A 12,377-nucleotide genomic window follows, 5' to 3' on the forward strand; every position below is an offset into this window, starting at 1 on the left:
ATGCTGGAAAATATTGCCTACATTGTCGCAGCCGTCTTCTGCGAACTCTATCTCTTTCTGATGATCCGTGGTCTGTTTTCATCACGCTCACAGGGACATCAATTTTCACACCTCAAGAATCTCGATTCTGCCATCGCAAGTTATAGCAAGCTGATTCAAAAGAATCCTCGCGATACCAAATCCTACCTGGCACGTTCCAGCGCTTACATCCAGCAGGAGCGTCTGACAGAGGCACTTGCCGATTGCGATATGGTCACACTGTTGGAGCCAGATAACCCTTATGCATTCTTAAATCGGGGAGCCATTTATGGTCTACAAAATGAGCATGAGAAATGTATCGATGAAACGACCCGCTGTCTCGAATTAAAACCCGATACACTTGATGCACTGATCAATCGCGCCCATACCTATGCCCGTCTCGGAAACATCGATGCGGCACTGAGCGACTTTGCTCGGATCATCGAACTGGCCCCTCGTAACCCGGATCATTACTTTGAACGGGGTAACTGCTTCCTGAATCTCCACAAGTATCCAGAGGCGATTGCAGACTATACACATGCGTTGAAACAACGCGACAAAACCTGGGAGTACTATTACCGCTGGGATTGTCACCAGAAGCGCGGAATCGCCCATACAAAACTGGGACAGTTGAAACAGGCACGTGAAGATTTTGATCTCGCCTTAAAACATTGCCTCTTTCACGAGGCCATTCGACTCGACCCACATGACCTCGAGAACTACATCCTGCGGGGAACTCTCTATTATTGTGCCGAGCAGTATCAGAACGCCCTGCTGGACTTTCTGCAGATACAGAAACAGACCACGCTTACTCCGGATCAGCAGGCCATTCTGGGGTTCTGTTATTTGAAGCTGGGTGAAGTGCAACAGGCAAAAGCCATCTTCAGGCAGGCACTGGAAAGTAATGTTTATAATACAGACATCGACCAGAACCCCGGTGATCCCGGCAATTATCTCGATCGCGGCATACTCCGGTTTGAACTGCAGGAATATCAAACAGCGATTGACGATTTTAACCACGCCCTGAAGTTGGGTGAGAAGTCCGTAGAATTGCTGGCTGCACGGGGATCAGCCTGTCTGAAACTGGGCAAATATGACCTGGCGAAGCAGGATTATGAAACCGCACTTTCGCGCGCCCCCGACTGCCCGACCGCTTATTTTTGTCTGGCCTGGATGCTGGCCACCTGCCCTGAACCTCAATATCGCAATGGCCCCAAGGCCCTGGAACTGGCGCACCGTAATCTGGAGTTACTTCCTGAAATAAACTGGAACTCCCTGAGTGTACTCGCAGCCGCCTCTGCGGAGTCCGGCGACTTTGAAGGTGCGATCAAGTGGATCACCCGGGCCATGAAATTGGCCCAAAATGAAGATAAAACAGACTGTGAAAAACAGCTACAGTGTTATGAAAGAAATCAGGCCTATACCGATCTCACCCCCTGATGCGAGGTGTTGTTACTTCTCACTGCGTGATATCCATCGTTTTTATGCGACTCTGGCTTGAATCTTCACAGGGTAATTTATTACAAAAGGCCCCCCTCAGTTCTCCTGTTTCAAATAATATAATATCAACTCACACGGATGTGATCACGACATGACCAGCAACACGTTCTCGCCCGGCCCGACACCGGATTCTGTCAAAGCCGCGGATGGCTCGATCCATACGGTCCCCGCGGGCTGGACCCTGCTCCCTCCTGGCGACGCTGGTCTGACGCGTCGAGTCAAAGCAGCGGGGGAATTCTGGAGCGTACAGGAGAAGAAAGGCCGGCGAACCTTTTCGAAAGGCATCTGGGCCCCCGCAGAGACCATCGCTCAGATACAAGCCGACCTGGCAGCAGAGCGTGCTACTCCTGCCTATGCAAAAAAGCAAGCTGCGGCTGCCGCACGCCGGGAACAGGAACAGTCCACCTACGTAGACGATTTTCTCACTGCGGTACTCTCCTATCTGGACTTTCATCCGACTCACGAGCAGATCGCCCATCAGATGGCACAGGCAATCACGGCGCACGCAACTCCCGTCGGTAGCGGAACGGTGGCCCGTACAAAACGGATCCCCCTGGAGCAACGTGCGGAAGCAGCTGTCATCGCCTGGATGCGGCACCAGACAACCGCTTATGATGAAATGGTCATTCCCCGTGTGAAAGGGAAACGACGCGAAGTCCGGCGGATGCTGGCCCGTCGCTCCAAGGAACTGCTAAATGAGTATCGGAGCGCCGCTACTCCTCCGACAGACTGCCCCCTGCACCGCGCCCTTGCAGAGTGGGAAGCCGATGGTTTAAAGTGAAGATTGTCAGGTCACTCTTTCCGGGCAAAGCCCTCATAAACGAGAGAGGCTGTTGTCAGGTAGTGAACTGTGTCATTCCGGGTCCGCCAGAAGGAGCAGTATAATGAGTCTGCAGCAACTGATCGAAACAGCCTACGCAATGGTCGCGGACGACAAGGGCCTGCTGGCCATGGACGAAAGCACGCCCACCTGCCACAAACGGTTTGCGAAACTCAATATTCCCCAGACCGAGGAATTCCGACGCGATTACCGCGAACTGCTGGTCACCACGCCTGGCCTGAATGAAGCAATCAGTGGTGCGATCCTGTACGACGAAACCATCCGTCAGCAGACTAAAGACGGCAAGCCTTTCGTGCAGGTGCTTCAGGAAGCCGGCATTATTCCCGGTATCAAGGTCGACAAAAGTACGACCTCCCTGGCAGGATTCCCCGGAGAGAAAATTACCGAGGGACTGGATGGCCTGCGGGAACGACTCGCAGAATACGTAGAGTTAGGCGCCCGGTTCGCCAAGTGGCGAGCCGTGATCACGATTGGGGAAGGCACCCCCACAACCGGTTGTCTGGAAGCCAACGCTCACCTGCTGGCACGCTATGCATCCTTGTGTCAGGAAGCCGGTCTGGTTCCCATCGTGGAACCGGAAGTTTTGATGGACGGAGCCCATACCCTGCAACGCTGTTTTGAAGTGACCGAACAGACGCTGCGACTCGTCTTCGCTCAGCTCGCCGCGCAACGCGTATTGCTGGAGGGCATGATCCTCAAACCAAATATGATCGTCCCGGGTCTGCAGTGTCCCAAGCAGAATTCGGTTGAGGAAGTCGCCGATGCGACAGTCAGCTGTTTCCGACGCGTGGTTCCCGTCGCAGTTCCCGGCGTCGCGTTCCTCTCCGGCGGTCAGTCAAGCGAACTCGCCTCCGAGCGTCTGAACATGATGAATACCAAGTACAAAACCAAAGTTCCCTGGGCACTCTCCTTCTCATTTGCCCGCGCCATTCAGCAGCCCGGCATGGAGATCTGGAGCGGAGATTCCGCGAATGTCGCAGCGGCGCAAAAATCGATGTACCATCGCGCCAGCTGTAACCGCAGTGCCCGACGCGGAGAATACAGCGCCGAAATGGAATCGGCGACCGCATAAATCTTAACCGAAAGTAAGGAGACTCATGACCGTGAAAACCGGCCGTTATCGACATTATAAAGGAAACGACTATCTCGTTATCGGAGTCGCCAGACATAGTGAGACCGAAGAAGAGATGGTCGTTTACAGTGCAGATTACGGCCAGTTCGGTCTCTGGGTGCGTCCCAAGGAAATGTTCCTGGAAAAAGTCGAGGTCGACGGACACGTCGTTCCCCGCTTTCAGTTTATTGGTCCCGAGTAGACTCTACTCGGCTTCCGCCTGAATGTCAGCGACACCATCGCGACCCACGTGCACATGGATTACGTTCGGATGACAACAGACCGGACAGTCCTCAACATATTCCTGATCGGCCCCCTGGGAAACATCGATGGGGATGACGATTTCTTCACCACATGCATCACAAATATAACTGGCTTCTTCCTGCATCGCTCGGGTCTCCTGTTACCATAATTGACACAGCACAGCAGTTTCCGTTTCCAATCCATTCCATGCCGGTCTGGTTGAATTATACACCGTCACTCTGACCGGAAGTGATGCCGATCTGAAAAATCTTAGATGATGTATTGGATTCTGAAAGAAGTCCGATCAGATTACCCGGAATTCTATCAAATTGGGTTCGGCAATGTTAAACTGACATAAGTAACTGGTGACCATTAGCGGTGCACCCACAAGGTACTTAGTTTCGAAGATTTCCTCTGGACTTCTCCCGAAATGATTTCATTCAGCATTCCTTCAGTAGAGAAGATTCAGATGGCGAATAAGAAACAACAGAAAAAGAAAGATCGCGAGAAACGGGTCGCTAAGAAAAAGCACCTGGAGAGCGTCAAAAAGAAAGCCCAGGAAAAAACAAGCGAGGAATCGAAACAACCGGTTCCCGCTCGTACGAAAATTATGCAGTCAGCCGTTCCCAAAGGCGATCAGGGCGCGAAGGGCAATCAGAAGAACACGTTCATGCATAGACGGACCGGCGGCTGATAAGTCGGAGTGAGTCACAGTCATGCGCGAAATCTTGCCTCGACTGCTCTGGATCGGTAATGCCCGGGATGCACGCGACTTAAATCAGGTTCTCGATCTCGGCATTACCGCAGTCATTGATCTGGCACGGGAAGAGCCGCCCATCAGCTATCCCCGTGAAATCGTCTACTGTCGTCTTCCCCTGATCGATGGTGACGAAAACCAGACTGTGGTATTGCAGACCGCTTTGACCACCGTGGCCCGCTTCATTTCCGCCGATCTACCGACCCTAGTCGCCTGCAGTGCCGGCATGAGCCGCTCCCCCGCAATCGTGGCCGGGGCACTGTCGCTGGTGCATGACTTTCCGTTTTCCGAAGCACTCCAGCAGGTCGCTGCCGCAGGTCCCTGCGATGTCGCTCCGGGACTCTGGAATGAGATTCAACAGTTACTTGAGAAAACCGAACCGGGCAGCTAATCCGGTTGCTGATACCGTCCCATGAAATAGATCAGCCGAGTCTGACGGTCACGGATCAAAAACAGAAACGGGTGATCGGCTCTAAAAACTATGGGAGGTTCGGGTTCCATCGCACAGCCTGCGGCTATGATGACCCCTGTCGCAGCCGCTGCTTCAGTTCCCTGCTCGTTAACTTCCACAAACGTCTTGTGCAACACCGAGCCGATAAATAGGCCCTCAGGGTCATCAGTCATCCCGGAAAAGTCTGCAGTATCCGGCCCAAACGCCTGTTTCATCCCCAAAGCTTCCAGCGGCGCATTCAGCTCATATTCCAGCTCCAGTTGAAAGCGGGGCAGACTGACAATGACTTCACGATGATTCGTGCTCAGCCACTGATCGAGCGTCTCCGAATTCAACTCGGATTCCACTGTTTGCAATGTCCCCTGCTCGCGAGGCAAGATAATACACATGCTGAAGTCGCTCCCCCCTCCCGGGATTTCCTGTGCTGTCATATAAAAACTGCCATCTTCTGCTTCTACAGGCTGCATGACGACATTCTGTTGACGGTAAGGCAGTTCCAGCACCTGAACCAGTTCATTTTCATAATAGCCGAAGGTATTTGTCTGATGCATCATCGGGACTGGCGTCTGCTGTTCGGCTGAGATGTGAAATGGTTCATCCCGTGTCAGTTCCGGATCGAACTCCTCTTCCCAGGTTCCCTTGAAGTAGATCGCGTTGACCAGAACCAGCCTTGTCAGTTCATTGAAACTGAGGGGTGACGCCACTTCCGTGATTTTGCCGCGCGTCTCCTGGCTGACCCACTGATTAATCTGAGCTGCCGCATCTCCAGGATTCCCCTGAAAATCGACGCTCTGCAAACCGCCGCCGTAATACTCGCGGACCGTATCCAGGAAGGGAGTGAGAAACTGATAATCAGCCTGCCCCCAGAGTTGGTTGGCAACGTTCAGCTCCACGCCTCCCGTACGGGTCTCAGTTAACAAATGGTGAAACGATTCATGCAGCTGCTGTCCTTCTTGAGTCAGTCGCAGCGCCTGTTTCATCTCCTTCGCTGTTTCCCCGCGGGCACCTGCGAGTGTCATCGCGAGCGCAGTGGAAATACTGGCCGGGGAAAAGAACAGGTTTCCGGAATTAACTCGTGATAGTTCTGCAAACAGGGCACAGGCAAAACGGTTTCCATCATCGACAATGGTACGCAGCTCACAATAGCGCTGTTCGGCACTGATTTGACGTTTCTGATCCATAAGACTTACTCTTCCAGTGGCTGGCCATCAATCAGCTTCTGCATCTGCTGCTGCAGATGTCCATCCGGTTCGATTTCGACAACCTGTTTGAGGAGCTCGCAACGTTGTGACGCGTCTCTCCAAGTGGCCAGCGCGGCGACCGCCATCTTGCGATTGCGGATCACGGGGCTCTTCAGTCCGGCTTCAATCAACGTTTTTCCCTGTCCCGGGAAACGACGGAGTTCCTGTAATATATAATCGAGGCAACCATGCTGTTTAAAGTCATCGCCCACTCCCGGCGCATCACCGGGTCCACTGGCAATTCGGTCGAGATCCAGCTGCTGTTCCGCGAAGTCCAGAACCTGTGTCAGCTGAGGCTCTTCACAGACCAGCAGCAGGTGGAACCAGCGTCCAGCGTCGTCCGGCTGCTCCTGCAGTCGGTCCCAGTGATAATCCCAGGTTGGCAGCTTTAAAACCCGCGCCGCCTGATTTGCCTGGAAAAACTCATAGTCGTCTTCGCTCTCCAGTCCCTGTCTGACCCGGGTCTCCCATTCGGGACGTTCCAGGATCCGTTTGCAGGCCACCTCTAATCCCTGGCGACATTCACGGGACCAGCCCCGTTCACTCCGCACATCCCAGTCGGCTTCCTGGTTGGAGAGATAGAGTTGAATTGCGCGTATGTGCAGAAAATCATCCAGGGTTACTGGCGCTTCCTCAATCTGCTGGAGATACAGTTCGACCACCGCTGCACCATCATCGTAGTCGTCCATATCTTCCGCGGGACCGCCGTTGATCAACGCTTCAATCAATTCGCCGGCCGCCGTCAACAATTCTCGATCCTGTGTTGAATTATGTAACGCGGTCAGCAGACCGCCGGTATGAGCGCAGATATAAGCCAGGTACTCTGTCAGCACGGAATTATGGAATCCCTCACGAAGCAGCCAGTCCCTGATTTCTTCATTCTCGGTTTCTGCCAGCCGCTCAACGATGTGGATCCGTCCCCAGCCAAACACGTTCTGTGCCAGCTCCCACAATGCCTGCTCACTGTCGTCCGCAACGTTTGTCAACGCCACAGCACAAAACAGCGTGAATTCATCATGCCGCCCGAGGATATGAAACAGTTCCGAATTTTCCTCGACCTGGTACAGACCCAGCAGCGCGATTCCGAATTTGACCGTTTCCCGATCCGTAGTCTCGGTGGCGAAAGAATGTGCCAGTTCGTACAGTCGATCATGTTTGAGTTGCGGCTCATTCAGCAGGCGCGTGATGACCGCATCAATCAGCGCCACAATGTGCTCTTCCACGATGTGCTGATAGAGCCGATATTTGTTGATCGCCGTCGGTTCTTCGCAGCAGGTCAGCAGCAGCCAGATGGTTTTCTCAACCCGTTCGTCTGAGTCGCTGCCCCCCGTATGATGAGTCATGACTCCATCCAGGGCGCCTGCTGCCCAGCGCAGCTCCAGGTCTTCGTTCACCCGTTCTTCATCGGGTAACTGATAGCCTGCTTCCACGAGACCGGGCTGTCCCGAAACGATGTGCAGACAGAGATGATCGTAGATGGAGGGGCGGACATCCCAGGGCAGCGTTTCGGGGAGCTCGCGCGCATCGTCATCCTTTTCCCCGGAATTCTGATCGAAAGCAACCATCCTCTTTAACACAGTCCTCTTTTAACACAATATCACAAACGACACTTCCGTATATCATTTTAAAGTAATAATGGGTTCATGACACGAACCAGCAGCCTGCGGTTCATGAATTTATGAACATTTAAAAAAGAGGTTTTAATGATGTGTACAGAGATCAGTCAAGGCAGAATGCCCACTTTCAGGAACTCTCTGTTCAGACTTTCGCCACCGGGGAAGTTGTCCCCAGTCCCACGAGAATGGATTCTTCCAGATCCTTGCCGCTAACCGGTCTGGAGAAGTAATAACCCTGGCCCAGACAGCACCCCAAGTCCTGCAGAAGTGCCAGCTGTTCGGTATTTTCGACCCCTTCTGCAATCACTTCCAGCCCCAGCTTCTCGGCCAGGATGATCAGCGCGTGAATCAGGGTGACCTCACGGTCCCGGTCCGATTTCTTGACGAATTCCCGGTCTAGCTTTAAAGCATCAATGGGAAAGTCACACAGGCATGACAGTGATGAATACCCGGTCCCGAAGTCATCGACGTCCAGTTTGACCCCCAGTTTTTTCAAGCCGTTCAGGGTGGCAATCGAGGCATCCCGGTCGTGCATGATCATACTTTCGGTCACTTCCAGGTGCACACATCCTGCGGGCAGATCATATTTCTGCAGAGCCTGTTCGACGACGGAAATCAAAGTCGGATGTTCCAGCTGTTTCCGTGAGACGTTCACATGCATATTCTCTGGTGCGTGCTCTCCCAGACGGTTCCGCCAGTCGGCCAACTGTCGGCAGGCTTCATCGATCACGAAGTTACCAATGGGAATGATCATATCCATCTCTTCGGCGACCGAGATAAACTCATCGGGAGGAATCATGCCTCCCACCGGATGGAACCAGCGAATCAGCGCCTCGACGCCCCGCAGTTCCTCTGTTTCCAGATCAATGATCGGCTGATAGAAAAGCGTCAGTTCATTGCGTGACAACACATCGCGGAGTTCATTCTCCACATAGAGACGTCGTTGTGCCTTCTCCCGCAGTACACGGTCGAACACAACCGGCCGATCCAGCTTCTCCGCTTTTGCTTCGTACATCGCCAGATCCGCATTACTCAGCATCTCGCTGGCAGAACTTACGGGATGCTCGCTGGTCACGATCCCGATGCTGGCGCTGGAGTAAATTGTATATCCGCCCAGATTGTACGGTTCAGATAAGGTGTTGATCAGCCGCTCCGCCACCCTGGTCGCATCCTGAGGCGATTTCAGATTCTCCAGCAGAACCACAAATTCGTCACCGCCAAGTCGAGCGGCCTGGATCGTATCTGTAGCACGTACCGATTTCCGCAGGCGAACTGCAATCGCTTCGAGCAGTTTGTCCCCGACGTCATGCCCCAGGCTGTCGTTGATCAGCTTAAAGCGATCAAAGTCCATAAAGAGCAGCGCATAATGTTTTTCCGGCTGACGATCGATCACTCGCTGGATCGATTCCAGAATTGAAACCCGGTTCGGTAGTCCTGTCAGGGGATCATGATGTGCCAGGTGCTGCATCCGCTGCATCAGACGTTTCTGCTCGCTGATATCAATTCGTAGTGCAAGGTAGCCACTAATCTTACCCTGGTCATCCTGGAGAGGCACGATTGTGGTATTCACCCAGTAGAGCGATCCGCTTTTGGATTTGTTACAGATCTCCCCCCGCCAGACATTCCCCTGTCCGATGGTCCGATACATTTCACGAAAGAATTCATCACTATGCTGTTCGGATCGCAGGATACGGTGATTTTGACCAAGCAGTTCCTCGCGGCTGTAGCCCGAGATCTGGCAGAAATTCTCGTTGACATCCAGGATCTTACCCCGCACATCGGTCATCGCCACGATCCCCGCCTCATCGACGGCGTCGCGAAATGCCTGTAGATAACTCAATTCGGAGTTAAGATCTGTCAATTTGATGTGCCCTTAATTCAGTGTCGTCCCCCACATGGGCATGCTACTGAATCTAAAACGGTTGAATACTCGGTTTTGCTCTGAATTCCTTTCTTTCAGTTTCGCTGTCACATTCACTGGTACAGCGATTCCCTCCTGACGTGCGTTGAAAGTTTAGGCCACCCCAGCAACGACTTAGGTAAAATACGGGGGAATTACACGATTCAAGGATACGATTATGCGGGTCAGTCCGGTTTTAAGATTTGCAAACTGTCCCAAGGAGGTCACAAAGAAATGATTTGCATCATACAACTGAGATTCCGAGAATAGACAGACGTTCCGCAATAGCATCTGAAATTACTTCCTTTCTCCTATTCAATGTCGCAACTATGAAATCAGTATTCTGTATTTCCCTGTCGCTACTGTCGCTGATACTCGCTGGAGTAATGGGGGGGTTCTATCTGAAATTACGCCACACTTATCAAGTCCAACAGGCTGCATTACAGCAACAGATCAGCGTGCTGCAACAACAGCTGAAACAGCAAGCTCAGCCCGACCAGTTTACACCCCGGAATCAGCTGATCGCGATCCTCTTCGATGCCAGAGCAGATGACCCGGAACGGAAAGAACCACAAAACAAGCTTACTCCCCACCACAAACAGAAACGCGTGCCGGCCTTCAATGAGCGCCTCCGTCGTGACGCAGCCCTCGAGTTCGTGAAACTGGAATACGATGCGGGTAAACGCTGGCATGAGATTGATCTGAGCAACGCATTTCTAAGTGGCGTCAATTTGAGCCGACATGAACTGATTAAACTCAATATCAAAGACGCGTTAATAAGAAGTAATTTTTGCGATGCGGATTTGCGTAGTGCGAATTTCCGTAACAGCAGTTTCGGAAGTACGAATTTTAAAAGAGCTGATCTGGCACGAGCTGACTTCTCAGGTGCAGAAATGGAGGGGGTTGTCTTCTCCGGTGCTAATCTGGATAAGGCTAATCTGATTTCCGTTCATGCAGAAGGAGCATCGATCATTCAAGCTCAAGCAAGAGGTGCCAATTTTTATGCTGCAAATCTAAAGGACGTCCTATTCTGGGAATCTCATCTGGAAGGAGCCAGTTTCTGGAACGCCAACCTGGAAGATGCCTCTCTGGGCGGTGCCGACTTGAAAGAGGCGTCATTCAGAAATGCCTTTATGTTGGGCACTGAACTCATGGGCTCCAATCTGGAAGGAGCTTCCTTCATGGGAGCTTACATGGAGAAGGCAGATCTGCGCGGCGCCGCTCTGACAGGTGCCAATTTTTATGGTGCCTCGCTAGCGGGCGCTATTGTTGACTCCCCCGACTGGATAAATCAACTACGGAATCTTGATCCTCCTGTCGAAAATTTTCAGTTTAATCGCTGGTCGATTGTTAATGGAGAAGATGATTATGGTGAGTCGGTCTATCGTCTGGATGGTCCCTTGACCGCACTGAAACCAGAACGTTCGCTCTATCGGGACCTGTCAACTTCAGATGAATAAAGCCACTGATCCAGATCAGAACCAGTGGCTTCCCGATTGAATCAATTGTCCGGCGGTGAATTGTCAGTTCAATCTGCCAGCTTCTGTAGCATCTCTGCCAGTTTTGCTCCGACTCCACTTACAGACTTCTGCTGATTTTCATCTTTGAGCTGGCCGTTTTCATCGAAGGCTTCGTGGGCCTTGGAAACCGCGACCTGATCCGGCAGAACCACCACGCCGATGTTTCCCAGAATCGAGCGGACGTGGACCAGTCCCCGCAGGCCTCCCAGGGCTCCCGGTGAGGCTGATACCAGAGCAGCTACCTTACCCCGATAAGCCTGGAGTGGTGTTTCATCGCCGACTTTCCGTGAAACCCAGTCAATCGTATTCTTCAGCAGTGGCGTAATTGAGCTGTTGTATTCAGGTGATGCAATCAGCAGACCATCGTGCTCGAAGAACAGCTGCTTCAGTTTCGCAGCAGCATCGGGTTCTCCCGTACTCCGTTCCAGGTCTTCATTAAACAGAGGCAATGGATAATGCTTTAGATTGACCACTGTCACTTCCGCCCCTGCTGCCCGGGCACCCGCCACTGCGACTTCGAGCACACGCTGGTTATGAGAATTCTGTCTGGTACTGCCTGCAAAGGCTAGAATTTTAGGTGACGCCATGAGTCTCGCTTCCTTCTGAAGATGCATGATGAATTGAATGATAGAGAGCAGAGTCAACTGCTATCTTACTGAAGCTGGTCTTAGAGATCGAACGTTTTTTTCCAAGACGACTGTCCTACCCCCGTGACTTCTTGCGCTGATCAAGACTCATCTGCCCCGGGCCGTTAGCCATCAGGAACAGCATTGTCCCCATCAATGCCAAATTCTTCATGAACTGAATCATTTGAGCCTGCTGTGCCTGGGCATCTTCCAGTGTCCAGAAGTCATGGAAAAAGTAAGTAGCCAGTACCAGGAACACCAGTAGCAGGCCGGCACCAATGCGCGTCTTGAAACCAAGAATGACAGACAGACTCCCGGCAATCAGAAACACGATCGCCCCCGCCAGCATGATTTGGGGTGCCGGAACTCCTTCCGAAGCCATGTAGCCGGCCACGTTATTGAACTGGGGAATTTTGTTTCCGACAGCACTCATCAGAAAAATGGTCGCGATCATGATTCGGCCTGCTAAGCTCGTCAGTCCTGCCAGTGGATTTTGAGACATCTTCGGTTCTCCCTTAATTTTTTCTTGTCGTGATTTACAGTTGTGATTGTT

Annotated in this window: 13 protein-coding genes; 7 read left to right on the forward strand and 6 right to left on the reverse strand. The window is 52.4% G+C overall.

Annotated elements, in window-relative coordinates; all coding sequences use genetic code 11:
* From HG66A1_RS21570 to HG66A1_RS21585, 4 genes are all read left to right on the forward strand, one after another.
* The gene (locus HG66A1_RS21570; protein WP_145188852.1) at positions 1-1,458 is read left to right on the forward strand and encodes a tetratricopeptide repeat protein; all 1,458 of its coding nucleotides are present in this window, start codon (positions 1-3) and stop codon (positions 1,456-1,458) included.
* 151 nt (positions 1,459-1,609) lie between these two features.
* Positions 1,610-2,299: a DUF2293 domain-containing protein gene (locus HG66A1_RS21575; protein ID WP_145188855.1), complete on the forward strand. Its 690-nt coding sequence runs from the start codon at positions 1,610-1,612 to the stop codon at positions 2,297-2,299.
* A 103-nt stretch (positions 2,300-2,402) separates the two neighbouring features.
* Positions 2,403-3,431: a class I fructose-bisphosphate aldolase gene (locus HG66A1_RS21580; protein ID WP_145188858.1), complete on the forward strand. Its 1,029-nt coding sequence runs from the start codon at positions 2,403-2,405 to the stop codon at positions 3,429-3,431.
* A 25-nt stretch (positions 3,432-3,456) separates the two neighbouring features.
* The gene (locus HG66A1_RS21585) at positions 3,457-3,672 is read left to right on the forward strand and encodes a DUF1653 domain-containing protein (RefSeq protein WP_145188861.1); all 216 of its coding nucleotides are present in this window, start codon (positions 3,457-3,459) and stop codon (positions 3,670-3,672) included.
* 3 nt (positions 3,673-3,675) lie between these two features.
* Here HG66A1_RS21585 and HG66A1_RS21590 read toward each other — a convergent pair whose 3' ends face one another.
* Positions 3,676-3,858: a CPXCG motif-containing cysteine-rich protein gene (locus tag HG66A1_RS21590; protein ID WP_145042380.1), complete on the reverse strand. Its 183-nt coding sequence runs from the start codon at positions 3,856-3,858 to the stop codon at positions 3,676-3,678.
* Between the two features lie 324 nt (positions 3,859-4,182).
* On the opposite strand from HG66A1_RS21590, the gene HG66A1_RS21595 reads away from it, so the two are divergent.
* Entirely contained in the window at positions 4,183-4,407 is a 225-nt protein-coding gene (locus HG66A1_RS21595) for a hypothetical protein (protein ID WP_145188864.1), read from the forward strand.
* 22 nt (positions 4,408-4,429) lie between these two features.
* A complete protein-coding gene (locus tag HG66A1_RS21600; RefSeq protein ID WP_145188867.1) occupies positions 4,430-4,861 on the forward strand; it encodes a dual specificity protein phosphatase family protein in 432 nt (143 codons plus the stop codon).
* Here the strand turns inward: HG66A1_RS21600 and HG66A1_RS21605 are convergent.
* The 3 genes from HG66A1_RS21605 to HG66A1_RS21615 form a co-directional block, all read right to left on the reverse strand.
* Complete coding sequence (locus HG66A1_RS21605; RefSeq protein WP_145188870.1) at positions 4,858-6,102, reverse strand: serpin family protein; 1,245 nt, start codon at positions 6,100-6,102, stop codon at positions 4,858-4,860. The two genes, HG66A1_RS21600 and HG66A1_RS21605, sit on opposite strands and share 4 nt — an antisense overlap.
* A 5-nt stretch (positions 6,103-6,107) precedes the next feature.
* Entirely contained in the window at positions 6,108-7,727 is a 1,620-nt protein-coding gene (locus HG66A1_RS21610; RefSeq protein ID WP_145188873.1) for a hypothetical protein, read from the reverse strand.
* Positions 7,728-7,920: 193 nt separating this feature from the next.
* Complete coding sequence (locus HG66A1_RS21615) at positions 7,921-9,639, reverse strand: putative bifunctional diguanylate cyclase/phosphodiesterase (protein ID WP_145188876.1); 1,719 nt, start codon at positions 9,637-9,639, stop codon at positions 7,921-7,923.
* A 278-nt stretch (positions 9,640-9,917) separates the two neighbouring features.
* On the opposite strand from HG66A1_RS21615, the gene HG66A1_RS21620 reads away from it, so the two are divergent.
* Complete coding sequence (locus tag HG66A1_RS21620; RefSeq protein ID WP_145188879.1) at positions 9,918-11,138, forward strand: pentapeptide repeat-containing protein; 1,221 nt, start codon at positions 9,918-9,920, stop codon at positions 11,136-11,138.
* 68 nt (positions 11,139-11,206) lie between these two features.
* Here HG66A1_RS21620 and HG66A1_RS21625 read toward each other — a convergent pair whose 3' ends face one another.
* A complete protein-coding gene (locus tag HG66A1_RS21625) occupies positions 11,207-11,785 on the reverse strand; it encodes an NADPH-dependent FMN reductase (RefSeq protein WP_145188882.1) in 579 nt (192 codons plus the stop codon).
* 115 nt (positions 11,786-11,900) lie between these two features.
* Positions 11,901-12,326, reverse strand: coding sequence for a DoxX family protein (locus HG66A1_RS21630; protein ID WP_145188885.1), 426 nt, complete (start codon positions 12,324-12,326; stop codon positions 11,901-11,903).
* Between the last annotated feature and the right edge of the window lie 51 nt (positions 12,327-12,377).

It is taken from the genome of Gimesia chilikensis (assembly GCF_007744075.1).
Taxonomy (GTDB): Bacteria; Planctomycetota; Planctomycetia; order Planctomycetales; family Planctomycetaceae; genus Gimesia; species Gimesia chilikensis_A.